This window comes from Pseudomonas sp. GW821-FHT01E05 (assembly GCF_059422425.1).
In genome coordinates this window covers 96,276-120,649 of the sequence record NZ_JBWKWW010000011.1, presented here as the reverse complement: position 1 = coordinate 120,649, position 24,374 = coordinate 96,276, and the positions used below count along the sequence as shown (strand labels likewise).

General features: G+C 59.3%; 28 protein-coding genes and 1 pseudogene. 19 read left to right on the top strand and 10 right to left on the bottom strand.

The annotated features are described in order from the left end of the window. The first annotated feature begins 38 nt into the window (after positions 1 to 38). The gene (locus AC07W5_RS23050) at positions 39 to 1,277 is read left to right on the top strand and encodes a hypothetical protein (protein WP_495024392.1); all 1,239 of its coding nucleotides are present in this window, start codon (positions 39 to 41) and stop codon (positions 1,275 to 1,277) included. Positions 1,278 to 1,326: 49 nt separating this feature from the next. Here the strand turns inward: AC07W5_RS23050 and AC07W5_RS23045 are convergent, their stop codons facing one another. The 4 genes from AC07W5_RS23045 to AC07W5_RS23030 all read right to left on the bottom strand — a co-directional run bounded on the left by AC07W5_RS23045 (position 1,327) and on the right by AC07W5_RS23030 (position 3,550). After that, a complete protein-coding gene (locus tag AC07W5_RS23045) occupies positions 1,327 to 1,704 on the bottom strand; it encodes a YgaP family membrane protein (protein ID WP_495024391.1) in 378 nt (125 codons plus the stop codon). Between the two features lie 82 nt (positions 1,705 to 1,786). Next, positions 1,787 to 2,254, bottom strand: coding sequence for an RNA methyltransferase (locus tag AC07W5_RS23040; protein ID WP_150642116.1), 468 nt, complete (start codon positions 2,252 to 2,254; stop codon positions 1,787 to 1,789). Positions 2,255 to 2,439: 185 nt separating this feature from the next. Next, entirely contained in the window at positions 2,440 to 2,814 is a 375-nt protein-coding gene (locus AC07W5_RS23035; protein WP_494994579.1) for a YajD family HNH nuclease, read from the bottom strand. Between the two features lie 49 nt (positions 2,815 to 2,863). Then, the gene (locus tag AC07W5_RS23030; RefSeq protein WP_494994580.1) at positions 2,864 to 3,550 is read right to left on the bottom strand and encodes a spermidine synthase; all 687 of its coding nucleotides are present in this window, start codon (positions 3,548 to 3,550) and stop codon (positions 2,864 to 2,866) included. Between the two features lie 97 nt (positions 3,551 to 3,647). Here AC07W5_RS23030 and AC07W5_RS23025 point away from each other — a divergent pair, with 97 nt between their 5' ends. Continuing rightward, a complete protein-coding gene (locus AC07W5_RS23025) occupies positions 3,648 to 3,938 on the top strand; it encodes a hypothetical protein (RefSeq protein WP_494994581.1) in 291 nt (96 codons plus the stop codon). On the opposite strand, the gene AC07W5_RS23020 is transcribed toward AC07W5_RS23025, so the two are convergent. After that, positions 3,935 to 4,408, bottom strand: coding sequence for a cyclic nucleotide-binding domain-containing protein (locus AC07W5_RS23020; protein WP_494994582.1), 474 nt, complete (start codon positions 4,406 to 4,408; stop codon positions 3,935 to 3,937). The two genes, AC07W5_RS23025 and AC07W5_RS23020, sit on opposite strands and share 4 nt — an antisense overlap. Positions 4,409 to 4,510: 102 nt before the next feature. Continuing rightward, positions 4,511 to 6,580, bottom strand: a complete 2,070-nt coding sequence (locus AC07W5_RS23015; protein ID WP_495011604.1) for a S9 family peptidase — start codon at positions 6,578 to 6,580, stop codon at positions 4,511 to 4,513. A gap of 101 nt (positions 6,581 to 6,681) precedes the next feature. Here AC07W5_RS23015 and AC07W5_RS23010 point away from each other — a divergent pair, with 101 nt between their 5' ends. The 7 genes and pseudogenes from AC07W5_RS23010 to AC07W5_RS22980 all read left to right on the top strand — a co-directional run bounded on the left by AC07W5_RS23010 (position 6,682) and on the right by AC07W5_RS22980 (position 11,347). After that, positions 6,682 to 7,188: an MFS transporter gene (locus tag AC07W5_RS23010; RefSeq protein WP_494994584.1), complete on the top strand. Its 507-nt coding sequence runs from the start codon at positions 6,682 to 6,684 to the stop codon at positions 7,186 to 7,188. A 32-nt stretch (positions 7,189 to 7,220) separates the two neighbouring features. Beyond that, positions 7,221 to 7,997, top strand: coding sequence for a class II glutamine amidotransferase (locus AC07W5_RS23005; RefSeq protein WP_494994585.1), 777 nt, complete (start codon positions 7,221 to 7,223; stop codon positions 7,995 to 7,997). A gap of 9 nt (positions 7,998 to 8,006) precedes the next feature. Further along, positions 8,007 to 8,549, top strand: coding sequence for a DUF2937 family protein (locus tag AC07W5_RS23000; RefSeq protein ID WP_495024390.1), 543 nt, complete (start codon positions 8,007 to 8,009; stop codon positions 8,547 to 8,549). A gap of 139 nt (positions 8,550 to 8,688) precedes the next feature. Beyond that, positions 8,689 to 8,913: pseudogene (locus tag AC07W5_RS22995) on the top strand (MFS transporter); the annotation flags it as partial. A 66-nt stretch (positions 8,914 to 8,979) separates the two neighbouring features. Continuing rightward, a complete protein-coding gene (locus AC07W5_RS22990; RefSeq protein ID WP_494994587.1) occupies positions 8,980 to 9,732 on the top strand; it encodes a 5-oxoprolinase subunit PxpA in 753 nt (250 codons plus the stop codon). Next, positions 9,729 to 10,433: a 5-oxoprolinase subunit PxpB gene (gene pxpB / locus AC07W5_RS22985; RefSeq protein WP_495011607.1), complete on the top strand. Its 705-nt coding sequence runs from the start codon at positions 9,729 to 9,731 to the stop codon at positions 10,431 to 10,433. Before AC07W5_RS22990 ends, pxpB begins: the two co-directional genes overlap by 4 nt. Further along, positions 10,430 to 11,347: a 5-oxoprolinase subunit C family protein gene (locus tag AC07W5_RS22980; RefSeq protein ID WP_495024389.1), complete on the top strand. Its 918-nt coding sequence runs from the start codon at positions 10,430 to 10,432 to the stop codon at positions 11,345 to 11,347. Before pxpB ends, AC07W5_RS22980 begins: the two co-directional genes overlap by 4 nt. A 129-nt stretch (positions 11,348 to 11,476) precedes the next feature. Here AC07W5_RS22980 and AC07W5_RS22975 read toward each other — a convergent pair whose 3' ends face one another. Both AC07W5_RS22975 and AC07W5_RS22970 read right to left on the bottom strand, forming a co-directional pair. Next, positions 11,477 to 12,655, bottom strand: a complete 1,179-nt coding sequence (locus tag AC07W5_RS22975; protein ID WP_495011609.1) for a vWA domain-containing protein — start codon at positions 12,653 to 12,655, stop codon at positions 11,477 to 11,479. A 33-nt stretch (positions 12,656 to 12,688) separates the two neighbouring features. Continuing rightward, entirely contained in the window at positions 12,689 to 13,534 is an 846-nt protein-coding gene (locus AC07W5_RS22970; protein ID WP_495024388.1) for an AAA family ATPase, read from the bottom strand. A 201-nt stretch (positions 13,535 to 13,735) separates the two neighbouring features. On the opposite strand from AC07W5_RS22970, the gene AC07W5_RS22965 reads away from it, so the two are divergent. The 5 genes from AC07W5_RS22965 (at position 13,736) to AC07W5_RS22945 (ending at position 18,065) form a co-directional block, all read left to right on the top strand. Further along, complete coding sequence (locus AC07W5_RS22965) at positions 13,736 to 13,909, top strand: DUF4160 domain-containing protein (RefSeq protein WP_495024431.1); 174 nt, start codon at positions 13,736 to 13,738, stop codon at positions 13,907 to 13,909. Between the two features lie 44 nt (positions 13,910 to 13,953). Next, the gene (locus tag AC07W5_RS22960) at positions 13,954 to 14,460 is read left to right on the top strand and encodes a DUF2442 domain-containing protein (protein WP_495011611.1); all 507 of its coding nucleotides are present in this window, start codon (positions 13,954 to 13,956) and stop codon (positions 14,458 to 14,460) included. Positions 14,461 to 14,602: 142 nt separating this feature from the next. Continuing rightward, a complete protein-coding gene (gene cysK, locus AC07W5_RS22955) occupies positions 14,603 to 15,577 on the top strand; it encodes a cysteine synthase A (RefSeq protein WP_494994593.1) in 975 nt (324 codons plus the stop codon). A 325-nt stretch (positions 15,578 to 15,902) separates the two neighbouring features. Then, the gene (locus tag AC07W5_RS22950; protein ID WP_495024387.1) at positions 15,903 to 16,841 is read left to right on the top strand and encodes an aspartyl/asparaginyl beta-hydroxylase domain-containing protein; all 939 of its coding nucleotides are present in this window, start codon (positions 15,903 to 15,905) and stop codon (positions 16,839 to 16,841) included. 360 nt (positions 16,842 to 17,201) lie between these two features. After that, positions 17,202 to 18,065, top strand: coding sequence for a DMT family transporter (locus tag AC07W5_RS22945; RefSeq protein ID WP_494994595.1), 864 nt, complete (start codon positions 17,202 to 17,204; stop codon positions 18,063 to 18,065). A gap of 56 nt (positions 18,066 to 18,121) precedes the next feature. Here the strand turns inward: AC07W5_RS22945 and AC07W5_RS22940 are convergent, their stop codons facing one another. Both AC07W5_RS22940 and AC07W5_RS22935 read right to left on the bottom strand, forming a co-directional pair. Next, a complete protein-coding gene (locus AC07W5_RS22940) occupies positions 18,122 to 18,913 on the bottom strand; it encodes a hypothetical protein (RefSeq protein ID WP_495024386.1) in 792 nt (263 codons plus the stop codon). A gap of 99 nt (positions 18,914 to 19,012) precedes the next feature. After that, positions 19,013 to 20,011, bottom strand: a complete 999-nt coding sequence (locus AC07W5_RS22935; RefSeq protein ID WP_494994674.1) for an alpha/beta hydrolase — start codon at positions 20,009 to 20,011, stop codon at positions 19,013 to 19,015. Between the two features lie 82 nt (positions 20,012 to 20,093). Between AC07W5_RS22935 and aroC the strand changes: the two genes are divergently transcribed. The 5 genes from aroC to mtnC all read left to right on the top strand — a co-directional run bounded on the left by aroC (position 20,094) and on the right by mtnC (position 24,322). Then, on the top strand, positions 20,094 to 21,185 hold the full coding sequence (aroC, locus tag AC07W5_RS22930) for a chorismate synthase (RefSeq protein WP_494994597.1): 1,092 nt from the start codon (positions 20,094 to 20,096) through the stop codon (positions 21,183 to 21,185). A 40-nt stretch (positions 21,186 to 21,225) separates the two neighbouring features. Further along, positions 21,226 to 22,371: an MFS transporter gene (locus AC07W5_RS22925; RefSeq protein ID WP_494994598.1), complete on the top strand. Its 1,146-nt coding sequence runs from the start codon at positions 21,226 to 21,228 to the stop codon at positions 22,369 to 22,371. Next, complete coding sequence (locus AC07W5_RS22920; RefSeq protein WP_495011615.1) at positions 22,368 to 22,988, top strand: methylthioribulose 1-phosphate dehydratase; 621 nt, start codon at positions 22,368 to 22,370, stop codon at positions 22,986 to 22,988. Before AC07W5_RS22925 ends, AC07W5_RS22920 begins: the two co-directional genes overlap by 4 nt. A 100-nt stretch (positions 22,989 to 23,088) precedes the next feature. Beyond that, positions 23,089 to 23,634 (top strand): 1,2-dihydroxy-3-keto-5-methylthiopentene dioxygenase, encoded by a 546-nt coding sequence (locus AC07W5_RS22915; protein ID WP_495024385.1) that lies wholly within the window; start codon positions 23,089 to 23,091, stop codon positions 23,632 to 23,634. A 4-nt stretch (positions 23,635 to 23,638) separates the two neighbouring features. Next, positions 23,639 to 24,322, top strand: a complete 684-nt coding sequence (gene mtnC, locus AC07W5_RS22910; RefSeq protein WP_495024384.1) for an acireductone synthase — start codon at positions 23,639 to 23,641, stop codon at positions 24,320 to 24,322. Positions 24,323 to 24,374 lie beyond the last annotated feature (52 nt).

The following is a 24,374-nucleotide window of genomic DNA, read 5'->3' as shown; positions in this document are numbered from 1 at the left end:
GGTCAAGCATTTCAACGTTGATTCACGAGGGCGTGTATATGGCTGTGGGGTCAAGGCTGCCGTTAGCCATTTTGCTGCTGGCACTGAGTTCGCCGCTGTTGGCGGCGAAGAAAGTCGATGTGGATTACCACGTGCGTTTGTTGCCGCAGAGCGATCAGGCCGAAGTTCGGCTGACACTGGCCGACGGTGCTGCGGTACACAGCCTGGACTTCGATCTGGGTAATCGCGGTGATTACAGCGATTTCAAGGCCGATGGTCAGTGGCAATCCACTACGCCCAAAACTTCCGAAAGCCAGCGCGGCATCTGGCGCCCTGCCAGTGGCCAGTCCAGTCTTACCTACCGTGTGCGCATCAGCAATGCCCGCAAGAATGGCTCGTTCGAAACCCGTATGACCCCCAATTGGGCGTTGCTGCGCGGCGAAGACCTGGTGCCGGCGGCGCATTTGGATCAACAGGACGGCACCGAGTTGGTGTCGCGTCTGGAGTTCGAATTGCCGGCGGGCTGGAAAAGCATCGAAACCCCTTGGCCGCGTATTGGCAAGAACCGCTTTCGGGTCGACAACGTTTCGCGCCTGTTTGACCGGCCGACCGGCTGGATGCTCGCCGGAACCCTGGGTAGTCGCCGCGCTCGCCTGGGGGAAACCGAAGTTACGGTCGCCTCGCCGCAAGGGCAGGGCATGCGGCGTATGGACGTACTGACGCTGCTGACCTTCGTTTGGCCGCAAGTGCAGGCAGTATTCCCGCGCCACCTGAACAAACTGCTGATCGTCGGTGCCGCCGATCCGATGTGGCGCGGCAGTCTGGCCGGGCGGGATTCGATCTACCTGCACAGCCGCATACCGCTGGTCAGCGAAAGCGGCATCAGCCCCTTGGTGCGCGAGTTGGTTCAGGTATTTGGCAGGGTCAATGGCAATCAGCACAGCGACTGGATCAGCGAAGGTTTTGCCGAGTACTACGCGATCGAACTGGTGCGCCGTGCTGGCGGTATGAGTGACGAGCGTTATCAGAGCCTGGAGACCCGGCTGACCAGGGAAAGTCACCAGGTCACCACCCTGCGTGGTAAACAGATCAGCGGGCCGGCAGTCGCCAAAGCGGTGTTGCTGTTGCAGGCGCTGGACGGCGAGATACGCCTGAAAACCCGTAACAAGCGTTCACTGGATGACGTGCTGCATGCAGTCATGAACCAGGGTAGCGTCAGCACCAAGGAGTTTGTGCAATTGAGTGAAGGCATCCTCGAGGGGCCGTCGAAGGTGCTGGATAGCGAGTTGCTGCAGTAGATGCGGATGCATTCCCACGCAGAGCGTGGGAACGATCATCTGTGTCGCTTCAAACCCCTGCTTCAGGCGATTTCAGCGAATCCTTGTCGACCACCTTCGCAGTGCGAGTCGCTGTTCCAGCATTGGCTTTAAAGCGGCTCAACTCTTCTGCGGTTCGTTCGATTCTCGAGCGCACGTTGTTCATGTCCTGACGGCCTTTTTCCAGCAGGTCTTTCGCCGAGCTGTGACCAGTGATGCCGCGGGCCAGGGCTACGCCGCCAATCGCCACCTGAATCAAACCGAAAACGCCGCCTCGGCGCAGACCTTTGCCCATCATCACCACACCACCGGCCAGCGAGCCAATGCGCTCCCAGCCCAGGACGTTCTGCGTCGGCAGAGTCTGGGACGGGGTGGATTCGCTGCGCTCTACGATTTTGCTGTCGCTCATGATCTGTCTCCAGCGGGGTGATTGATATAACGCGGACTGCGCGAGTGCGCCGCTTGTGCCGTCCATTTTCTATATTTATAAACTAGAATTTCGGACCGGAGCGTGTGTTATTGCCTTTCGCCATGCGGTCGTAAAGCACCACGTTGACGGTCGCGGCGAGGTTCATGCAGCCGGTGGTCGGGATGTACACCACGTCCTCACACCAGTCACGGATGTCTTTATCCAGCGAGCCGTCTTCCGGTCCGAAGATATACAGCGCGCGATCCGGGTGGGTGTATTCCGGCAGTGAACGGGCCCCTTCGACCAGTTCGACAGCGACCGGTATGCAGCCCAGCGGGAGGATTTTCTTCAGGTCTTCGATGCCGATCAGCGGGATGTCCTGATGGACTTTCTTGGTGTCAGTGACGAAGTCGCGGGCGCGTTCATAACGTTTGCCGGTGTAAAACACCGACGCCACGCCATAACAGCCAGCGGCGCGCATCACCGAACCGACGTTCTCCGGTGATTTGGGGTTATACAAACCAATGCAGCTGTACCGTTTGTTTGCCACGAGCCGGGTGCCTTCGAGAAAAAACGCGATTATACGGGGATTGTGCTCGGGGCGTTTGCTTTGGGGATGGGGTGCTAGATCTATCGCCATCGCGAGCAAGCTCGCTCCTACAGGTCTTGTGCAATCCATGTAGGAGCGAGCTTGCTCGCGAGAGGCCGGAACTATCAAAGAAGATTTGGCAGGGCTTACTCGTCTTTCTTCATCAACCCGGCCAATGCGGCGAAAGGGTTGTGGGTGGCCTTGGCGATGGTCGGCGAGCTGGTGGAACCCTCGGCGTAGTACTGCTGGTCGGTGTAGCGCGAGTGTTCGTTGTCGTGGCAGTACAGGCAGAGCAGCTCCCAGTTGGAACCGTCCTGCGGGTTGTTGTCGTGGTTGTGGTCGCGGTGATGCACGGTCAGCTCGCTCAGGCGCTTGCCGGAGAACTCACGGGCGCAGCGTCCGCAGACGTGCGGGTACATCTTCAGGGCCTTGTCGCGGTAACCCATTTCACGGTCGCGCTGAGCGTCGGCGAGGATGCGGTCCAGCTTGGCCGTGTTGGAGGGAGGCGTTGACGAACTCATGGGTTCACCTTTGTAAAAAGACTAATGACGGTTATGAGGCAAGTTTAGCTCAGCCCTTGAGCTTCTCGGCAATCCAGATGGTGTGCCGGGTGCCTTTATTGCCATGGGCGAAGACTTGCACTTCCTCGGCCTTGAAACCGGCCTTGCGCAATTTGTCGGAGAACTGCCGGTCAGCGCTGGCCGACCATACCGCCAACACGCCTTTGGGGCGCAAGGCTTTGGCGCAGGCGCTGAGGCCGCCTGAGGAGTACAGCCAGCTATTGGCCTTCTGGGTCAGGCCTTCGGGACCGTTGTCGACATCGAGCATGATCGCATCGAAGCCCTGCGGCTCGGCTTGTAGCACTTTGGCCACGTCTTCCATGCGGATCACTGTGCGCGGATCGAGCAGCGGTCGACCGGATTTTTCCCCCAGCGGCCCACGATTCCACTCAACCACGCCAGGTACCAGCTCCGCGACCACCACTTCGGCGGTCTTGCCCAGGTGTTTGAGGGCCGCGGCCAGCGTGAAGCCCATGCCCAGACCACCGATCAACACACGAGAGCCCGGACGGCCGGCAACCTTACGGCAGGGAATTTCCGCCAGGGCGTCTTCGGAGCCGTGCATGCGAGTGTTCATCAGCTGTCCGCCGTCACCGCCCTGGATCTTGATGACGAAATCCTCGCCATACTCGAACAGGCACAAGGCACCGCCGTTTTCGGGAATCGGGGTGGTGTCGAGCAGAACGAAACGTTTCATGGGACTCTCATTAGGGAGGGAAAACTGGCATTGAGAAGGGCAAAACTGCGCGGTTGGGAGTAGCCTGAAGACCCCAACAAGGGCAACGGAGCCATTGATGAAGCGCACTATTCTAACGGCCATTGTGTTGGCCGCGCTCTCGATAAGTGCAGCGCGGGCGCAAGAGCTGCAACCTGTCCCCATTACACCCGAGCCGGCGTCAGGTTCGCCGGGCACCGCGACACCTACGCCGTATCCGCAGGTTACACCAAGGAGTGTGCCCAGGGCGGGTGGCGGGAGCGCCGGTTCGCCTTTGCTGCCACCGATCGAAATGCCCAATCCGCCCAAGGATCAGACCTTGCCGGGGTTGGAGCAGAATCAGCAGAAAGCCAAGACGCCCGGCGGTTAGACCTGCTGCGAAAGCAGTTGCCCATCAGCCATGCGCAGGCGTTTGGACAGCGCAATAGCGATGGCACGGATGATCTTGGCGGCGATTTTCGGGGCGTCATTGAGCATCTTTTCCAGCGAGTCCTTGCCCAGATTGAGCAATTGGCAATCGCTGGCGGCGACACAACTGGCCGAGCGCCGTTCGCCGTCGAGCACCGCCATCTCACCGAAGGCCCGGCCACTGCGCAGAGTCGCGATGGTCACCTGCTGGCCTTCGCCGTTGGTCTTTTGCACCGCGACCTGGCCTGTGTGGATGATGCACATGAAGCTGCCGGCATCACCCTCATGGAAAATCTCTTTGCCTTGGGCGATGGCGCTGATGCTGAAGTAGCCGGCAGCGGTGCTGAAGTCGACCGGCAACAGCTGATCGAACATGCCGCAGTCCATCAGCCAGTCGCGGATTTCGTTGTTCAGTAAAGTGGGTTCTGACATGTCATCACAGTCTTTTTTTGTGTCTGTTACTGTTCCGGGCGTTGGATGAAACGCCAAACCCCGGCGGCCCAGTGTTAAGACCGGGACGCCGGGTGGAGTTCCTCAGGCAATGCCCAATACCTTAAAAACAAATGCGTATTCGAGCGCCACGTCACGCAGTCCCTGATAACGACCGCTCATGCCACCGTGGCCAGCGCCGAGTTCGGTCTTGAGCAGCAGCAGATGGTCGTCGCTCTTGGTCGCCCGCAGTTTGGCCACCCATTTAGCAGCTTCCCAGTACTGCACGCGGCTGTCGTTGTAGCCAGCAATCACCAGGGTTGCCGGATAGGTCTGGGCACTGACGTTTTCGTAGGGCGCGTAAGCCTTTATCCGGTCATAGACTTCAGGCTCTTCAGGATTGCCCCATTCGTCGTATTCGGTGACGGTCAGCGGCAGGTCGGGATCGAGCATGGTGTTCAGCACGTCGACAAACGGTACTTCGGCAATCGCTGCCTGGAACAGCTCCGGACGCTGATTGAGCACCGCGCCAATCAACAGGCCGCCAGCGCTGCCGCCGCTGATCGCCAGTTGCGATGAGGTGGTAAAACCCTTGGCAATCAGGTGTTCGGCGCAGGCGATGAAGTCGCTGAAGGTGTTGTGTTTGTGTTCCTGCTTGCCGGCACGATACCAGGCTTCGCCCAGTTCACCGCCTCCCCGCACATGGGCGATGGCGAAGGCGACGCCGCGATCGAGCAAGCTCAGGCGCGCATGGGAAAACCACGGATCGAGGCTTTCACCGTAGGCGCCGTAACCGTAGAGGTAGAGGGGTGTTGGTTTACGCTCCTGATTTTCGAGCAAGGCTTCGCGTTTGACCACCAGGCTGATGGGCACCAGAGTACCGTCAGGGGCGGTGGCCCAGAGACGTTGACTCACATAAGCGTCCGGATCGAACGGGCCGAGCACCGGGGTTTCCTTGAGGACTTTCTGTTCGCCGGTTGCAAGCTCAAGCTGACGGATTTGAGCCGGACGATTCAGCGCTTCGTAGCGCAGACGGATCTTGTCGCTGGCGAACTCCAGGCTGTTTTGCACATGCAGGCTGTAGGCCGCGTCGGGCAGTTGCACGCGGTAGGCGGGCAGGCCTTGGGGGCGGACCTCTACGATTGGCAAGCCACCTTCGCGCAGGCTCAGGGTCAGGGCCGAAGCGTTCAGGCTCATGCCGTCGAGCATCACGCTGTCGCTGTGGGGGACCAGATTCTGCCAGTCATCCTGGGACGGTACGACGCCGTTGTCGGCGGCCTGATACAAGGCGAAGTTGATTCCGTCACGGTTGCTGCGAATCAGCCAGGCCCACTGGTCGTCGAGCTTGCCGTGGTCGACGTCATATTCATGGCCTTCGACCCGTGGCGCCAGGCAGGTAAAGGGTTGCTGTGGCTGTGTGGCGTCAAGCACCCAGACTTCGCTGGTTGTCTTGCTGCCCAGAGACAAAATCAGTTGGCGTTCGGAGCTGGAGCGGTAGCAATGCAGGAAGAAACGTCCGTCCGGCTCATTGAACACCTCCTCGGCCGCGGTGCCATCCAGGCGGTAGCGAAACAGCTTGTGCGGGCGATGGGTGTCGTCCAGCTCGCCGAAGAACAGCGTCAGGCTGTCGTTGGCCCAGGTCATGCTGCCGTCGCAATTTTCGAACGACAGTTCGCTGACTGTACCGCTGGCCAGTTCCTTGACGAACAAGGTGTAGGTTTCCTCGCCGCTGGTGTCCAGGCTGTAGGCCAGGCGCTGGTGGTCCGGGCTGATGCTGAACGCGCCGAGGGAGAAATATCCGCCATTGGCCAATACGTTCGGGTCGAGCAGCAGCTCTTCCTGGCTTTCATCGACCTGCAGGCTGTCATCGGCCGGGCGCGGGCAGCGGTAATGCCGGGCGTACTCATCACCTGCGGTGGTGCGCGTGTAATACAGATACGGGCCCCAGGGCGAGGGCAGCGAAAGGTCGGTTTCGCGAATTCTTGCTTTGATTTCCTGGTACAGGGTTTCGCGCAGTTGGGCCTGATCGGCCAGTTGCGCTTCCTGGTAGCGATTTTCAGCCTTGAGGTAGTCGAGCACCGGCGCGCTGTCGCGGTCCTGTAGCCAGGCATAAGGGTCAGCACCATCGGCCTTGTGGGCGATCGGGGCAGCGAGAACGTTGGCGGATAGGGGCATGAATGGCTCTCGGACGTTGTACAAAAGAAGGGTTCGCCGACGGCGGTGCAGCCTGACATGCGAAAAGCCGTTATCATAAGCGTCTCTTTGCCTGCCTTGCCATGGACACCATGACCGAGAACGACTATCTGATCGCTTGGGGCCTCTACGCCTTCGCCGCTTTAGGCTGCCTGTTGGTATGGATGCGCATGACCCGCTGGATGTGGCGCTGGTTGCGCGAGCCATTGCGCCTGCTGATGGCCGTGCTGCTGTTCAGTCCGACCATTATCGACCCGGTGAAGGAAAAGTTCGCCCCGGCCGTGGCCATTACCGCTCTGGACCTGCTGTTCAAGGTCGGTAACAACGTCTGGCGTGCGATCTCTGACCTGCTCATGTACAGCATGATTGCCTTTGGCATTTACCTCGTTTTCGTGTTGATCCGCTGGCCGATCGAGCGCGCTTCCAAAGCCCGCCGCGAGCAGGCCGCGGCCGCGAAGGCTGCGAAGGCTGCGGCTACGATGCCGGAACCTGAGGATGAACAGCCCTTTGGTGGCGCCGGTGATGACCGCTATGGCCGCCCACCCGTTCCTGGCAGCCCCCAGCGTTTGCGAGTCGAGCCGCGTTTGTAACCCTGCCCCGGCATTGAAGCGAGAGTCCGAGCATGTGTGAGTTATTGGGCATGAGCGCCAATGTCCCGACCGATATCGTGTTCAGCTTTACCGGGCTGATGGAGCGCGGTGGCCGCACCGGTCCGCACCGTGACGGCTGGGGCATTGCGTTCTACGAAGGCCGGGGCTTGCGGTTGTTTCAGGACCCGGCGGCCAGTTGCGATTCGCAAGTCGCGCAACTGGTGCAGCGTTATCCGATCAAAAGCGAAGTAGTGATTGGCCATATCCGTCAGGCCAATGTCGGCAAGGTCTGCCTGTCCAATACCCATCCGTTTGTTCGTGAGCTGTGGGGGCGTAACTGGTGTTTCGCCCATAACGGCCAATTGGCCGATTTGCAGCCCACCGCCAGTTTCTATCGGCCGATCGGTGATACCGACAGCGAAGCGGCGTTCTGCGATTTGCTCAATCGTGTGCGCCAGGCGTTTCCCGAACCGGTGGACGTCGAGCAGCTGTTGCCGGACCTGGTGGCCGCCTGCGCCGAATACCGCGGCAAAGGTGTGTTCAACTGCCTGCTCAGCGATGGCGACTGGCTGTTCTGCTATTGCTCGACCAAGCTTGCGCATATCACTCGCCGCGCGCCGTTCGGCCCGGCGCGCTTGAAGGATGTCGATGTGATCGTCGATTTCCAGGCAGAAACCACGCCCAATGACGTGGTGACTGTGATTGCCACCGAGCCCTTGACCGAAAACGAAACCTGGACCCGCTACGAACCGGGCCAATGGAGCCTGTGGCGACGCGGCGAATGCGTCAGTCAGGGCCAGACCGAATAAGGACCCCCTATGTTGCTCAGTTATTTGCGACTGGTGTTGTTTGCCATTGGCTTGTTGGTTGGTGTGCAAGTGCCGGGTTTCATCAGCGATTACGCCAAGCGGGTTGAAGCCCACTTGATCGAGGCGCAGACCGGGCTTCAAGGCTTTCAGGGTACCGCCCGGCAATTCTTCAAGGGCGACCTGCAAGCGTTGGTGGCTCATTACCGTGCCAGTGAAGACCCGGTGTTTCGCAGCGATGCCGAGAGCCTGAGTACTTTGCTCACGCGCCAGTTGGCCCTGGATAAACAGTTCCAGGCCATGCAAGGCCCGTGGTACATCCGTGCATTGCAGGTGGCATTGGCCGCCGACCCGGACATTCGCAAGGAAACCTGGAACGGCTACAGCTATCAGATCCTGCTGAACCCCGAAGCAATGGGTTGGGGAATGGGCGGTGCGTTGCTGCTGTCGTTCGGTCTGGAATGCCTGTTTCGCTTGATCGACTGGGTGGTACTGGGCGGCAAACGCCTGCGCCAGAGCCGGCCGATTGAAGAGCGCGATTTGCGGGGATTGTAAGTTTGGCGTGATGCTGATCGTTCCCACGCTCCCGCGTGGGAACGATCGAAGGGATAGGTGTCCATCATCTGCTCGGCGGGTGGTTTTTATTAATTGGACGGGCAGGGCGCCTGCGCCAAAGAATGCGCCCAATCCACGATATGCGTCGTCGTGGTTCAGAACCATACCCATAATGTTAACGTGGATATTTGCCATATTTTGCCGGGCGTTGGCGGCATTTTTCCCGCTGCTGATGGGTCTGCTTAGCCAGAACGTGCCGTTGGGCATGGGGATCGGGGTTTTTGCAGCGGTCTCTTACGGCGTGGTGATTCTGGCGGCCCTGAGCCTGCCGGAAGCCCGTGGCAAGCAACTCGAGGTGCAGTAACTGATAACCTGATGCTGACGAAAGATCCCGCACAAGAACATTCAAAAGCCTACAGGAGCGTTCATCGTGAGCCGCCTGCTATTGAACTGCGACATCGGCGAAAGCTTTGGCAACTGGACCATGGGTCTGGACGCCGAGGTCATGCCGTTCATTGATTGCGCCAACGTTGCCTGCGGTTTCCATGCCGGCGACCCGAGCATCATGCGCAAGACGGTCAGCCTCGCGCTGGCCCATGGCGTACAGGTCGGAGCGCATCCGGCCTATCCGGACCTGGTGGGTTTCGGTCGCCGCTCCATGGCCTGCACCCCGCAGGAAATTCAGGATCTGCTGCACTATCAGATCGGCGCCCTGGATGGCATTTGCCGGGCCCAGGGCAGTCGCGTGAGTTACGTTAAACCCCACGGTGCGATGTACAACGACATGATGGCCAATCCTGAGCAACTGCGTGCGGTGATCCAGGCCGTGGCCGCCTATGACCGGCAATTACCGTTAATGCTGATGGCGACCCGCGACAACAGTGCGGCTCAGGCCCTGGGCGATGAGTACGGCGTGTCGCTGTGGTTTGAGGCGTTCGCCGATCGGGCCTACGACAGCGCCGGGCGCCTGGTGTCACGGCAGTTACCGGGTGCGGTGCATCACGATCCCGAGAAAATCATCGAGCAAGCATTGATCATTGCCCGTGGTGAGAACCTGATCGCCAGTGATGGAAGCGCCTTGCACTTGCAGGCCAACACGCTGTGCGTGCATGGCGACAATGCCAGTTCGGTCGCCGCCGTGCGGCGTATCCGCGAGGCCTTGAACCAGCAGACTCAACCATGAGGCCACGGGTTGAAGTGGTGGCCATTGACTGTCTGATGGTGCGGCTGTTCGACGTCATCGCCGAGGACAACATGCCGTGGATGCTCGCTGCCAGCGAACGACTGCGCAGCGGTTTCGCCGGGCATCTGATCGATCTGGTGCCGTCCTATACGACCTTGATGGTGCATTACGATCTGACCGCGCTGACCCCCTCCCGGGCCCGTGAACTGATTGCCGAGGCCTTGACCGATCTGACGCCGAACCCGCAGGCCAGAGGCCGGAGCCATGTGCTGCCGGTCTGGTATGACCCAAGCGTCGGGCCTGAGCTGGGTTTGTTGTCCCGGCGCAGCGGCTTGGCGGTCGACGAAGTGATTCGTTGCCACAGCGAGCGCGAATATCAGGTGTTCGCTCTGGGCTTTGCGCCGGGTTTTGCCTTTATGGGCCTGGTGGAGGAGGTGCTGGCCGCGCCACGTCTGAGTACGCCGCGCAAGCGCGTGGCGGCCGGCAGTGTGGGGATCGCCGAGCGGCAGACCGCCGCTTATCCGGTGGTCTCTCCCGGTGGTTGGAACCTGATTGGCCGCACACCGAGCAAATTGTTCGACCGGGAACGCGACGGCTACAGCCTGATGCAGCCGGGTGACACCGTGCGCTTCGAGGCCGTCAGCCATGCAGAGTTCATTAATCTGGGCGGTGATGACTCGCCGTTGGAGAGCGTGGCATGAGCCGTCTATTGATTGAAGCCAGCACGCCGTTGTGCCTGCTGCAGGACGCAGGGCGTTTCGGCGTGCGGCATCTGGGCGTGACTCAGGGCGGCGCGCTGGACTGGGTGTCGATGTCCTGGGCTAATTGGTTGCTAAGCAATGCGCTGGACGCGGCGGTGATTGAAGTGACTCTCGGTGGCTTCACGTTATTGGCGCAGGACGATTGCTGCCTGGCGTTGGCGGGAGCAGACCTTGGTGCTCAACTCGACGGCCAGCCTCTTTCACCGTGGCGCAGCTTCAGCTTGAAGAAGGGCCAGCGCCTGCAATTCACTCAACCGTTGCTCGGAGCACGAGCCTACCTGGCGGCACCAGGTGGTTTCAGCGCGTCCAGGGTGCTGGGCAGTTGTGCCACGGTGGTGCGTGAAGAGCTGGGTGGGCTTGATGGTTTTGGGCAGGCGTTGGCAAAAGGTGCGCAGCTGAGTTATGTGCCGTCAGCTGCGACTGTGCGCGAACTGCCTCGCGAACTCATTCCGGATTTCAAATTGAACCGACCACTGGACGTGGTGCTCGGTGCGCAGATTGGCGAGTTCAGTGGGCAAAGTCTGTTCGATGCCTTCAACAGCACCTGGACTGTCGACAGCCGTGCTGACCGCATGGGCATTCGTCTGCTTGGGCCCGCGCTGCAGTATCAGGGCCAGCCAATGATCTCCGAAGGCATCCCGCTGGGCGCCATTCAGGTGCCGCCGGATGGGCAGCCGATTGTGCTGCTTAACGACCGGCAGACCATTGGTGGGTATCCACGCTTGGGGGCGTTGACGCCATTGGCATTGGCGCGGTTGGCGCAGTGTTTGCCGGGTGCGCAGATCCGGTTGACGCCGGTGGTGCAGGAGACCGCGCATCAGCAGCAGGTGGGGTATTTGCGCAGGTTTGCTTGATGTTGATCGTTCCCACGCTCCTGCGTAGGAATGCATCCCGTGACGCTCCGCGTCACAGCCTCAACAGCGGACGCAGAGCGTCCATGGCGGCATTCCCACGCAGAGCGTGGGAACGATCAGGACTGAGGGTTATTTCGAGAGAAAGCGCATCCCTTCTTCCAGCCCACGCAACGTCAGCGGAAACATCTGATCTTCGACCAGGTCGCGCACGATGTTGGTCGAGGCGGTGTAGCCCCAGGTGTCTTTCGGGTAGGGGTTGATCCAGATGAGCTTCTTGTACTTCTCCTTGAAACGCTGCATCCACACATAACCGGCTTCTTCGTTCCAGTGCTCGACGCTGCCGCCGGCCTGGGTGATTTCGTAGGGCGCCATGGCGGCGTCGCCGATGAAGATCACTTTGTAGTCGGCGCCGTACTTGTGCAGCAGATCCTGGGTCGAAGTCCGTTCGGAGCCGCGACGCATATTGTTCTTCCACACTGATTCATAAATGAAGTTGTGGAAGTAGAAATATTCCAGGTGTTTGAACTCGGTCTTGCAGGCCGAAAACAGCTCCTCGCAAATTTTCACGTGGGCGTCCATCGAGCCGCCGATGTCGAACAGCAGTAGCAGCTTGATGGTGTTGCGACGCTCCGGACGCATCTGAATGTTCAGCAGGCCAGCATCGCGAGCGGTGTGGTCGATGGTGCCGTCGATATCCAGCTCTTCCGCCGCGCCCTGGCGAGCGAATTTGCGCAGACGACGCAGGGCGACCTTGATGTTACGGGTGCCCAGTTCGACCGAATCGTCGAGGTTCTTGTATTCGCGCTGATCCCAGACCTTGACCGCTTTGCCCTGACGTTTTCCGGCATCGCCAACCCGAATGCCTTCCGGGTTGAAACCACCGGAGCCGAACGGGCTGGTGCCGCCAGTGCCGATCCATTTGTTGCCACCGGCGTGACGTTCCTTTTGCTCTTCGAGGCGCTTCTTGAATTCTTCGATCAGCTTGTCCAGGCCGCCGAGGGACTGGATCTGCGCACGTTCTTCATCGCTCAGGGAACGCTCGAATTCCTTGCGCAGCCAGTCTTCGGGGATCAACGCCTGAAGATGATCGTCGAGCTTTTCCAGGCCATTGAAGTAGGCGCCGAACGCCCGGTCGAACTTGTCGAAATGTCGTTCATCCTTCACCAGAATCGCCCGGGCGAGGTAATAGAACTCGTCCATGTCGGCGAAGATCACCCGCTGTTTCAGCGCGTTGATCAGGTCCAGCAGTTCGCGTACCGAAACCGGCACCTTGGCTGCGCGCATTTCATTGAACAGGTTGAGCAGCATGGCTGTCGCCCTTGAGATCGTAAAAAAGAAGTATCAGCGAGTGCCGCGACGGCTCATGAACGCCAGACGCTCAAGCAATTGCACGTCCTGCTCGTTCTTCACCAAGGCGCCTGCCAGCGGCGGGATGGCTTTGGTCGGGTCGCGCTCACGCAGCACCGCTTCGCCAATGTTGTCGGCCATCAGCAGTTTCAGCCAGTCCACCAGTTCGGAGGTCGACGGCTTCTTCTTCAGCCCCGGCACCTTGCGTACGTCGAAGAACACGTCCAGCGCTTCGCTGACCAGATCTTTCTTTATATCCGGGTAGTGCACGTCGACGATTTTTTGCAGGGTGATGCGGTCCGGGAAGGCGATGTAGTGGAAGAAGCAGCGGCGCAGGAAGGCGTCCGGCAGTTCTTTCTCGTTATTGGAGGTAATGATGATAATCGGCCGCTTTTTGGCTTTGATCGTCTCGTCGATCTCGTAAACGTAGAACTCCATCTTGTCGAGTTCTTGCAGCAGGTCGTTAGGGAATTCGATGTCGGCTTTGTCGATTTCGTCGATCAGCAGAACCACCCGCTCCTCGGACTCGAAGGCTTCCCACAGCTTGCCCTTTTTCAGGTAGTTGCGAACGTCATGGACCTTGTCCACGCCCAGCTGCGAGTCACGCAGGCGGCTGACCGCGTCGTACTCGTAAAGGCCCTGATGGGCCTTGGTGGTGGACTTGATGTGCCAGGTGATCAACCGCGCGCCGAAGGACTCGGCCATTTGCTCGGCGAGCATGGTTTTACCGGTGCCGGGTTCGCCCTTGACCAGCAATGGTCGCTCCAGCGTGATGGCGGCGTTGACCGCAAGCTTCAGGTCATCGGTGGCGACGTATGCGCTGGTGCCTTCGAACTTCATCTGCAAATCCTCGAACGGTAACGCCGAGCTGAGCAAAGCAGGGCGGGCGAAGTAAAAGTCATGTCCGACTATAACGCGGTGCCCGGTCGACTGTGAACGCAGACGCCCCATTCAGTCTCTGAATGGGGCGTCACATCTTGACTCAGTCAGGGCGGGGAGCCAGTATTGATGTATCGCCATTTTGGCTATAGCTTGCTCGGCATGTCTACTAAATATCGATTTCGCGACAAATACCGTATTCAGTTGCGGGAACAGGACCATTTACCGCCGCACGTTCATCTGACCGGTGGCGGGGTGGATGTAATGATTAGCCTGGAAACAGTGGAAGTGATGGCGGGCCATGCTCCCGCGCTGATCCAGAAGGAAGCGCTGTAATGGGTAAGGGCGCATCGCGAGCAACTTTTGGAGGAGTGGAAACTATGGTATCGATGAAACGGCCACGCTTGGCGGCCGTGCAGGTATTGCCTGATAGCAGACTGGCATTGACCTTTATCGATGGTCAGCAATTGACCCTGGATTTAAGCAGCGATCCGAGTAAATTCCCGGGGCTGTTGCCGCTGCAGGATGGGCAAGCGTTTGCTGGCGCAGAGTTGGGTGATGACGGCTGGACCGTGGAATGGCCGGAGCTGGACATTCAGATCGGCGCCGACACCTTGTACCTGGATGCTCTGGCGCAGAATGCTGCAGACGAAAACACCCGGATCTTCATCGGCTGGCGAGCCCGTACCGGGTTGCCACTTAGCCAGGCCGCCGAAGCGCTGGGGGTCAGTACGCGTAGCATCTCCCGCTACAGTAACGGCCGCGAGCCGGTGCCTCGGTCTCTGGCGCTGGCCTGTCTGGGCTGGGACTCGTTGCAGGAGCTGGCATCGCCCGCTCTGCAAGCAGCCGAAGAAACCGGCCGTTATCAAGTGACCCGCAAAAACTAGTCAACCGATGCGTTGTGCTGGTTAGTCTCAAGTCGCATTAAGCCATTGATTGTTCTACACGACAGTCGCTCGGCTGACTGGACGCCCATGAGCACGAGGCATACCCTTGAAGGCTTCTTCAATGCTGCATAAGGACCCAGTCATGAGCCGTATTTTTGCTGATAACGCCCACTCCATCGGCAATACGCCCCTGGTACAGATCAACCGCATCGCCCCCCGTGGCGTGACGATTCTGGCCAAGATCGAAGGGCGTAATCCAGGGTATTCAGTCAAGTGCCGGATTGGCGCAAGCATGATCTGGGACGCCGAAAGCACCGGCAAGCTCAAGCCTGGTATGACCATTATCGAGCCGACCTCGGGCAATACCGGTATCGGCCTGGCGTTCGTCGCGGCAGCTCGCGGTTACAAGTTGGTGCTGACCATGCCGTCGTCCATGAGTATCGAACGACGCAAGGTTCTCAAGGCGCTGGGTGCCGAATTGGTGCTGACTGACCCTGCCAAAGGCATGAAAGGCGCCATCGAAAAGGCTACCGAGATTTCCGCCAGCGATCCGGCGATGTACTTCATGCCACAACAATTCGATAACCCGGCCAACCCGGCTATCCACGAAAAAACCACCGGCCCGGAAATCTGGAATGACACCGACGGTGCGGTAGACGTGCTGGTGGCGGGTGTGGGCACCGGCGGGACTATTACCGGGGTGTCGCGCTACATCAAGAACACCCAGGGCAAGCCGATTCTGTCGGTGGCGGTGGAGCCGATTAGCTCACCGGTCATCACTCAGAAGCTCGCAGGGGAAGAAATAAAACCGAGTCCGCACAAGATCCAGGGCATCGGCGCCGGATTTGTGCCGAATAACCTTGATCTGTCGATGGTCGACCGGGTCGAATTGGTCAGCGATGAAGAATCCAAGACCATGGCACTACGGTTGATGCAGGAAGAGGGGATTTTGTGCGGTATTTCCAGTGGTGCGGCCATGGCCGTCGCCGCGCGGCTGGCCGAAACCCCGGAAATGCAGGGCAAGACTATTGTGGTGATCCTGCCGGACTCGGGTGAGCGTTACCTGTCGAGCATGTTGTTCAGCGATTTGTTTACTGAACAGGAAAATCAGCAGTAACGATCTTGTGTCGATAGTTTTTTAGCGTCTGTGAGGACGCCTTCGCGGGCAAGGAGTGCTCCTATGGTGCGGCGGATCCCTGTAGGAGCGAGGCTTGCCCGCGATCGATCGCGAAGCGGTCGCAAACAGTCTGGGCACAATTGTGCTGACCCACATCAGCTCCCATTCAACCGCCTTATGTTAATAAGTGCTTTATTGCGTATCCCTTAACACTGAATGTTGAGTTATGCGGGTTTTTCCCGAGGCCGGTAGTGTTTATCATGCCCGGCTGCCATGTCGGGTAAATGACGCAGCACAGAGTTGCCTATTTTCAAGGAGTTGTTGCATGACCTTTTCCTTTGCCGCCAAGGCGTCGGTGTTGCTGCTGTTCCTGGGCAGCACGCTTTATGTGCATTTGCGCGGCAAGGCGCGTTTGCCGGTATTGCGTCAATTCGTCAACCATTCGGCATTGTTCGCGCCCTATAACGCCTTGATGTACCTGTTCTCCGGCGTGCCATCCAAACCGTACCTGGATCGCAGCAAGTTCCCGGAACTGGATGTACTCAAAGACAACTGGGAAGTCATCCGCGACGAAGCCATGCACTTGTTCGACGAGGGCTACATCCGCGCTGCCGAGAAGAACAACGACGCCGGTTTTGGGTCGTTCTTCAAGAAGGGCTGGAAGCGTTTTTACCTCAAGTGGTACGACAAGCCGCTGCCGTCGGCCAATGTGCTCTGCCCGAAAACCGTGGCATTGTTGAGCAGTATTCCCAATGTAAAAGGCGCGATGTTTGCCTTGCTGCCGGGCGGTAGCCACCTCAACCCACACCGCGATCCGTTTGCCGGTTCGTTGCGTTATCACTTGGGGCTGTCGACACCGAACTCCGACGATTGCCGGATTTTCGTTGACGGTCAGGTCTACGCCTGGCGCGATGGCGAAGACGTGATGTTCGACGAAACCTACGTGCATTGGGTCAAGAACGAAACCGAGAAGACCCGCGTGATCCTGTTCTGTGACATCGAGCGTCCCCTGAGCAGCCGCCTCATGACCCGCATCAATCGCTGGGTCAGTGGCGTACTGGGCCGCGCCACGGCACCACAGAATCTCGACGACGAACGCGTCGGAGGGATCAACCAGGCCTACGCCTGGACCAAGAACTCCAGCGACCGCTTCAGTAGCGTGGTCAAACAATGGAAACGCCGCAATCCCAAACTGTATCGTGTCCTGCGACCTGTGCTGGCGGTGGTGGCGCTGACGTTGCTGGGTTACTGGTTGTTTGGCTAAGTCGTTGCAAGTCGTTGCAATAGGCATCGAGCGCTGGTTATAGTCGGCGCTCGGTGCATTTCAACATCCACCTTGATTTCCCTCAAAAAGATCAGCACATGCCGGTTTCCCTCATCAACGCGGTAGTCGATTCAGCGGTCAACGCTGGCGTCGTGCCGTGCGGGGGGCAACAGCCTGCGCAGATCAGTCATTACCCCCCACCTGTCAGTAGCACGCCGGTGTGCGCAGTCGTATCACCGCCAGGCGTTGGCATTTCGGGCTGATCAGCTTCGTTTGCTGTTCCCTGTGCCCGTCTGAAAAAAACTACTGAATTTCAGCGTTTGCTGAGTTGGCGTTTTTGCCTGACTACAGGTGGTATCCATGTTTGTCATTTCGAAAAAATCCGCGGCCGCGGCGGCCTCGACGAGCCTGTTCGTCCTGCTCTGGAGCAGCGGGGCGATCTTCTCTAAATGGGGCCTGGCCCACGCTTCACCGTTTGCCTTCCTGCTGATCCGCTTCGCCATTGCGCTGTTCGGGCTGGTGCTGTTGATGCCATTGCTCAAATTGAGACTGCCCCGTGGCGGCAAACCGATGCTTTATGCGGCGGCTACCGGCGTGGTGTTGCTGGGGGCTTATCAGATTTTCTATCTGCTGGCCCTCGACTTGAAGGTCACCCCCGGGGTAATGGCCACCATCATGGGCGTTCAACCGATCCTCACCGTGGTGCTGATGGAGCGTCAGCGTTCATGGCGCCGGATCTTCGGTCTGGGGCTTGGGCTGGCAGGTCTGGTCATGGTGGTTTATCAGGGCATTGGCCTGGCCGGTATGTCCTTGGCCGGGATGCTCTTCGGTTTGCTGGCGCTGGCGAGCATGACGTTCGGCGCGATCATGCAGAAGCGCATTACCGATAACCCGTTGGGCACGCTGCCAGTCCAATACCTGGCCGGCCTGTTGTTGTGCGGGGTGTTTGTGCCGTTCCAGCCGTTTCACATTGAACACAGCACGGGTTTTATCGTGCCGGTGTTGTGGATGGGGCTGGTGGTCTCGGTGCTGGCGACCCTGTTGCTGTATCGCTTGATCGCCCGGGGCAATCTGGTGAATGTCACCAGTCTGTTCTATCTGGTGCCGGCGGTAACAGCGGTGATGGACTATCTGTTCTTCGGCAACAAACTGGCGGCGCTGAGCATGCTCGGCATGTTGCTGATCATCGTCGGTCTGGTGTTTGTGTTCCGTAAAACGAGCTGATTCGAGGCGGCTTAGGAGCCTTCGGCGTTATCGAAGGCTCCTGCCGATCAAGTGGATTAACGATGGGTAGCAATCCAGATCAACAACCCGGCCTGGAACACCGAGAACGCCACCAGGCAAGTAATAGTGAAGCGCAACCCGATATCTTCGCGCTTGAACTTGCTGACCTTTTCTTCCTGCTGGCGTAGTTTGACTTCTTGTTCCGCCAGGTTTTGCTCGGCTTGCTGGAGCATCTGCGCGGCTTCGAGAATTTCTACGAACTGCAGCTTTTCAGTGTTCCAGTTTCCCCGCAGCTCACTGACCAGCACATTTTTCACACTGCCCTTCAGGTGCTGGACATCAGCGTAAACCACATCGAAACCATGGATGCGCAAAAAGTGATCACGGCGCAGACGCGTGTCCTCATTGAGGGCATCCTTGTTCGACAGATCCATGCCATCGACGCGGTAATTCGACCATTTTTTCTGCGCCCAAGTGACCCCCTGAGCCATCAGGAAACGGCCGATCCCACGGTTCCAGGGTTCGATCTGCAAGCCGATTTCAGGGCTGAAACGCACCCGGCGGGTAGCGTGATCGACCCACACGTCCAGATAGTTCTGCTCTTTGCGAACGCGCTGGCCCGGTAACTGGATATTCATCCGCAGCAGGCTGTGGTCCTTGCCGTTGCGCTCGGCGTAGCCGAATTCGACAAAGCGTAAAGGCCGTCCGCCGGTGGCGCGATCGGTTTGCAGCGGCGCCAGGCGGAGCATCTTGTGGTGCTCGACCTGGACGTCCGCCCACGGCAGTTCGACCGCTTGCGGGGCGGTTTCATCGGCTGCTGTTTCGGGTGAATTCTGGGTATCAGTCATAACGGCGAAATCCTGTCCAAGTCCTGCTTGCCGATTGCAAGTGAACTGCCGGCAATGGTTTATCGGCCGTTTTTTTCAGGACTGGAGGGGCAAAGCCGCTTAACTGGCGCGAAGTCCTTCAATAAAGCTCAAGATATGCGCGCCCAACTCCGCAGCCAGCGGTAGTTGCGGGTCTTTGTAAGAGGCCATTTGGCGCCTGATATCGTTGGGCACGATGCGCATGACGTGGTTCATGCCGCTGATCAGTGCCAGTTCGGCGTCCGGTTTGGCCGCCTTGAGCATTTGCGCATCGCCGACGCCGACCTGAATGTCGTTACTGCCCTGGATGATCAAGGCCGGCATCTTCAGTTTGGCGAAGGCCGCCGCCGGGTCCTGGCGAAACAGCGTGATCAGATATGGCTGTACGCTGGGGCGGAAAATCACTAGCAGTGGTGCTGGCACGTCGTCGACGACGTGCCCGGCCTTGAGACTGTCGAGCAGCTGATTGCTGCGCAGCATCAACGGTGCTGGCAGGCGATAGCTCAATTGTTGACGCAATACCTGGTCGATCGGGCGGGCGCTGCCGGAGACGGAAATCACCGCCGCAGCATCCACTTCAGGCGCTGCGAGGCTGGCGATCAGCGCCCCTTCGCTGTGTCCGAGGAGAATCAATTTACCCAGGCGTGGATCGGCCTTGAGCTTCTTGCCCCAGGCCACGGCGTCGGCCACATAGTCGTCGAGGGTCAGATTGCGTTCGTCGGGGGTGGCCGCGAGGCTGGCGGCGACGCCGCGTTTATCGTAACGCACGCTGGCGATGTTGTGTTTGGCAAGCACCCAGGCCAGGCGTTTGAGGCTGTCGTTGCGCCCGCCTTCGGGGTTGTTGCCGTCGCGATCGGTGGGGCCGGAGCCTGAGATGATCAACACCACAGGCACCGGTGCGTCGGATTTTGGCAGTAACATCGAGCCATACAATTCGCCGTTGCCGGTGTCCAGACTGAGCGGGCGTTGCAGGACAGAGGCCTGGACCAGGCCGGTAAACAGGGAAAGGCTCAAGACAAGAACTCGCAGCATCATCGCGCCATCATGGACAAGGTGCAGGTTGGACTCGCAGGCACCGATAAGGTTCGAGGATGAACTACTGAGGCAGCCTGCGTATACTGGCGCCTTTGGTTTTTTGAGCTGATTTCGCGGAGCGCCCTGCATGTCCGGCAATACCTACGGCAAGCTGTTCACTGTCACCACCGCTGGCGAAAGCCATGGTCCGGCGTTGGTCGCCATTGTCGACGGCTGCCCGCCGGGCCTTGAGCTGTCGCTGGACGACCTGCAACGCGATCTGGATCGGCGCAAGCCCGGCACCAGCCGCCACACTACCCAGCGCCAGGAAGCCGATGAAGTCGAAATCCTCTCCGGGGTTTTCGAAGGCCGCACCACCGGTTGCCCGATTGGTCTGTTGATCCGCAACACCGACCAGAAGTCCAAGGACTACTCGGCGATCAAGGATCTGTTCCGTCCAGCCCATGCCGATTACACCTATCACCATAAATACGGCGAACGCGATTATCGCGGCGGCGGTCGCAGTTCGGCGCGGGAAACCGCCATGCGCGTGGCGGCCGGCGCGATTGCGAAAAAATACCTGGCCGGCCAGGGCATCGTAATTCGCGGTTACATGAGTCAGCTGGGGCCGATCGAAATCCCGTTCAAGACCTGGGATTCGGTGGAAGAGAACGCCTTCTTCTGCCCCGATCCGGACAAAGTGCCGGAGCTTGAAGCCTACATGGACCAGCTGCGCCGTGATCAGGACTCCATCGGTGCGAAGATAACCGTGGTCGCCGAGGGCGTGATGCCGGGTCTGGGCGAGCCGATTTTCGACCGCCTCGACGCTGAACTGGCCCATGCACTGATGAGCATCAACGCGGTCAAGGGCGTGGAAATCGGTGCCGGTTTCGCCAGTGTCGCCCAGCGCGGCACCGAGCACCGTGACGAAATGACCCCACAAGGGTTCCTCAGCAATAACTCCGGCGGCATTCTGGGCGGGATTTCCTCCGGGCAGCCGATCGTTGCGCACCTGGCCCTCAAGCCGACTTCGAGCATTACCACACCGGGCCGCTCCATTGATGTGCACGGCGATCCGGTGGATGTCATCACCAAGGGCCGTCACGACCCGTGCGTCGGCATCCGCGCCACGCCGATCGCCGAAGCGATGATGGCCATCGTGCTGATGGACCACTTGCTGCGCAATCGCGGGCAGAACGCGGACGTGCGCGTGAGCACACCGGTGCTGGGCCAGCTGTAATGGCCGGCGGCGCCCAGCCAGTCGCCACGGTCTGACGGCCGTGGCGGCGCTGCCGTACTGGCGGTTATCCAGTTTCTATCTGTTCTATTTCGCCTTGCTCGGTTCGACGGCGCCGTTTCTGGCGCTGTATTTCGATCACCTGGGCTTTTCCAGCGCGCGCATTGGCGAGCTGGTGGCGATCCCTATGCTGATGCGCTGCGTGGCGCCGAATATCTGGGGCTGGCTCGGTGATTACACCGGGCGCCGACTGGCGATCGTGCGTTTTGGCGCGGTCTGCACGTTGCTGAGCTTTTCACTGATCTTCCTCAGCAAGAGCTACGCCTGGCTGGCGATGGTCATGGCCTTGCATGCGTTCTTCTGGCACGCGGTGTTGCCACAATTCGAAGTCATCACCCTGGCGCACTTGAACGACCAGACCTCGCGTTACAGCCAGATCCGCTTATGGGGGTCCATCGGTTTCATCATCACGGTGGTGGCGCTTGGACGCTTGTTCGAATGGCTGAGTCTGGACATTTATCCGGTGGCGATAGTGGTGATCATGGCCGGGATCGTCGTCAGCAGCGCCTGGGTGCCGAATGCCCAGCCAGTCCAGGGCAGCCGTCTGGCGGGAGAGGGTTTTGTAAAGCAATTGCGCAGCCCCGGCGTATTGGCGTTTTATGCCTGTGTGGGGCTGATGCAGATGAGTCATGGACCTTATTACACCTTCCTGACTCTGCACCTCGAGCGACTGGGTTACACCCGTGGCTTGATCGGCATGCTTTGGGCGTTGGGTGTTGTCGCCGAAGTGCTGATGTTTTTGGCCATGAGCAAGATTCTGGTGCGGTTCTCCGTGCGTCGCGTGCTGATGGCGAGTTTCCTGCTGGCCGCGTTGCGCTGGTTGTTGCTGGGCTCCTTCGCTGAGTTTTTATGGGTGCTGCTGTTTGCTCAAGTGCTGCACGCGGCCACCTTCGGCAGCTTTCATGCGGCTGCCATCCATTTCGTGCAACGTAGCTTCGGTGCTCGTCAGCAAGGTCAGGGCCAGGCGCTATATGCCGCGCTGGCCGGCACTGGCGGCGCGCTGGGCGCGTTGTATTCCGGTTACAGCTGGAATGCCCTGGGGGCGACGTTGACCTTTAGTATTGCCAGTCTCGCAGCGCTGGCTGCAGCCGTTATCATTGCCACTCGTATGCAAGAGGACAGGCCATGAGCCTTACCCGTGAACAGCTAGCCCTGGAAATCATCGAAGCCGGGCGTTTTCTCTATGGTCGCGGCTGGTCGCCGGCCACCAGCAGCAATTACTCGACCCGGCTGTCGCCCGGCGAAGCCTTGCTGACCGTCTCCGGCAAGCATAAAGGTCAGTTGGGGCCCGATGACGTATTAGCCACTGATCTGTCCGGCAACAGCCTGGAACCGGGCAAGAAACCCTCGGCCGAAACCCTGCTGCACACCCAGCTCTACAGCTGGCGCCCGGAGATCGGCGCGGTGTTGCATACGCATTCGGTGAACGCCACCGTACTGTCGCGGCTGACCATCGAAGACTTTATCGAGTTCGAAGACTACGAACTGCAAAAGGCATTCAGTGGCATCTCCACTCACGAGTCCAGAGTGCGGGTGCCGATCTTTGATAACGATCAGGATATTGCTCGCCTGGCCGCCAGGGTGCAGCCTTGGCTTGAGGCTCACCCCGATTGCGTGGGTTACCTGATCCGCGGCCATGGCCTGTACACCTGGGGCGCGCGGATGAGTGATGCGCTGCGGCAGATCGAAGCCTTTGAATTTTTGTTCGAGTGTGAGTTGAAGACCCGCTCGGTGCTTAACCGTTAACGCTTACTTCTTCAGAAGTAGCTCACCGCCTGATGAAACGCACCACCTGACCGGTCTGTAAAAAACCGGAAGGCGATGCTGATACCGAGGAGTTGCCAGCATGAGCAGCCTGTCCGTTTACCACGTATCCAGCCCGGAACTGCCGAACAAGGTTCTGACCCATTTCGACGATATTTCTTCGACCTTGGCCGAGAAGGGCGTGCGCTTCGACCGCTGGCAAGCCGCTACACGAATCGAACCGGGTGCGAGCCAGGACGAAGTGATCGCCGCTTATCGGGTGCAGATCGATCAGTTGATGACCGAGCGCGGTTACATCACTGTCGACGTCATCAGCCTCAACAGCGATCACCCGCAAAAAGCCGAGCTGCGTGCCAGGTTCCTTGATGAGCACCGGCATGCCGAGGATGAGGTACGGTTTTTTGTCGCCGGGCGTGGCTTGTTCACCCTGCACATCGACGATTACGTGTACGCCGTGCTCTGCGAGAAAAATGATCTGATCTCGGTACCCGCGGGTACGCCGCATTGGTTCGACATGGGCGAGAATCCGCACTTTGTGGCGATCCGCCTGTTCAACAATCCCGAGGGGTGGGTGGCCAAATTCACTGGCGAAGACATCGCCAATCGCTTCCCACGCCTGGAGGACTGAGCGGATGTCGATCAAAGCCATTCTCACCGACATTGAAGGCACCACCAGCGCCGTGAGTTTCGTGTTTGAGGTGCTGTTTCCTTATGCCACCCGACACCTTCCGGAGTTTGTCCGCAAGAACGCCGAACAACCGAACGTGACTGAGCAACTGCAGGCAGTTCGTCAGGACAGCGGTGAACCGACGGCAGACGTTGAGCGGGTCATCGAGATCCTCTTGAGCTGGATTGCCGAAGACCGTAAGGCGACGCCACTCAAAGCCTTGCAAGGGATGGTCTGGGAGCAGGGGTATCGAGCCGGGCTGCTCAAAGGGCACGTTTACCCGGATGCGGTCGAAGCGCTTGAACGCTGGCATCAGGACGGCTATCAACTGTTTGTTTACTCCTCCGGGTCTATCCAGGCTCAGCGGCTGATTTTCGGTTGCTCCGAAGCCGGTGATTTGTCGCCGTTGTTCAGTGGCTATTTCGACACCACGTCGGGCCCCAAGCGCGAAGCGCAGTCCTATCAGCGGATCAGCCAGGCGATTGGCTGCGAGCCCGAGCACGTTCTGTTCTTGTCCGATATCGTCCAGGAGCTGGATGCGGCGCAGCAAGCGGGCATGGCCACGTGCGGTCTGGTGCGCAATGGCGGTGAACTGGCCGGGCATCTGAACGTGAACAGTTTCGCGCAAATAGATCCGTCAGGATTCTAAGCCGCAGTGGTTGGGGCGTGATTGAACTGACCCCAAAATGAAATCAGGTCGT

Coding starts and splice junctions, on each gene's coding strand:
- AC07W5_RS23050 (WP_495024392.1), top strand. CDS start 39: ATGGCTGTGGGGTCAAGGCTGCCGTTAGCCATTTTGCTGCTGGCACTG.
- AC07W5_RS23045 (WP_495024391.1), bottom strand. CDS start 1,704: ATGAGCGACAGCAAAATCGTAGAGCGCAGCGAATCCACCCCGTCCCAG.
- AC07W5_RS23035 (WP_494994579.1), bottom strand. CDS start 2,814: ATGAGTTCGTCAACGCCTCCCTCCAACACGGCCAAGCTGGACCGCATC.
- AC07W5_RS23030 (WP_494994580.1), bottom strand. CDS start 3,550: ATGAAACGTTTCGTTCTGCTCGACACCACCCCGATTCCCGAAAACGGC.
- AC07W5_RS23025 (WP_494994581.1), top strand. CDS start 3,648: ATGAAGCGCACTATTCTAACGGCCATTGTGTTGGCCGCGCTCTCGATA.
- AC07W5_RS23020 (WP_494994582.1), bottom strand. CDS start 4,408: ATGTCAGAACCCACTTTACTGAACAACGAAATCCGCGACTGGCTGATG.
- AC07W5_RS23015 (WP_495011604.1), bottom strand. CDS start 6,580: ATGCCCCTATCCGCCAACGTTCTCGCTGCCCCGATCGCCCACAAGGCC.
- AC07W5_RS23010 (WP_494994584.1), top strand. CDS start 6,682: ATGGACACCATGACCGAGAACGACTATCTGATCGCTTGGGGCCTCTAC.
- AC07W5_RS23005 (WP_494994585.1), top strand. CDS start 7,221: ATGTGTGAGTTATTGGGCATGAGCGCCAATGTCCCGACCGATATCGTG.
- AC07W5_RS23000 (WP_495024390.1), top strand. CDS start 8,007: ATGTTGCTCAGTTATTTGCGACTGGTGTTGTTTGCCATTGGCTTGTTG.
- pxpB (WP_495011607.1), top strand. CDS start 9,729: ATGAGGCCACGGGTTGAAGTGGTGGCCATTGACTGTCTGATGGTGCGG.
- AC07W5_RS22980 (WP_495024389.1), top strand. CDS start 10,430: ATGAGCCGTCTATTGATTGAAGCCAGCACGCCGTTGTGCCTGCTGCAG.
- AC07W5_RS22975 (WP_495011609.1), bottom strand. CDS start 12,655: ATGCTGCTCAACCTGTTCAATGAAATGCGCGCAGCCAAGGTGCCGGTT.
- AC07W5_RS22970 (WP_495024388.1), bottom strand. CDS start 13,534: ATGAAGTTCGAAGGCACCAGCGCATACGTCGCCACCGATGACCTGAAG.
- AC07W5_RS22965 (WP_495024431.1), top strand. CDS start 13,736: ATGTCTACTAAATATCGATTTCGCGACAAATACCGTATTCAGTTGCGG.
- AC07W5_RS22960 (WP_495011611.1), top strand. CDS start 13,954: ATGGTATCGATGAAACGGCCACGCTTGGCGGCCGTGCAGGTATTGCCT.
- cysK (WP_494994593.1), top strand. CDS start 14,603: ATGAGCCGTATTTTTGCTGATAACGCCCACTCCATCGGCAATACGCCC.
- AC07W5_RS22950 (WP_495024387.1), top strand. CDS start 15,903: ATGACCTTTTCCTTTGCCGCCAAGGCGTCGGTGTTGCTGCTGTTCCTG.
- AC07W5_RS22945 (WP_494994595.1), top strand. CDS start 17,202: ATGTTTGTCATTTCGAAAAAATCCGCGGCCGCGGCGGCCTCGACGAGC.
- AC07W5_RS22940 (WP_495024386.1), bottom strand. CDS start 18,913: ATGACTGATACCCAGAATTCACCCGAAACAGCAGCCGATGAAACCGCC.
- aroC (WP_494994597.1), top strand. CDS start 20,094: ATGTCCGGCAATACCTACGGCAAGCTGTTCACTGTCACCACCGCTGGC.
- AC07W5_RS22920 (WP_495011615.1), top strand. CDS start 22,368: ATGAGCCTTACCCGTGAACAGCTAGCCCTGGAAATCATCGAAGCCGGG.
- AC07W5_RS22915 (WP_495024385.1), top strand. CDS start 23,089: ATGAGCAGCCTGTCCGTTTACCACGTATCCAGCCCGGAACTGCCGAAC.
- mtnC (WP_495024384.1), top strand. CDS start 23,639: ATGTCGATCAAAGCCATTCTCACCGACATTGAAGGCACCACCAGCGCC.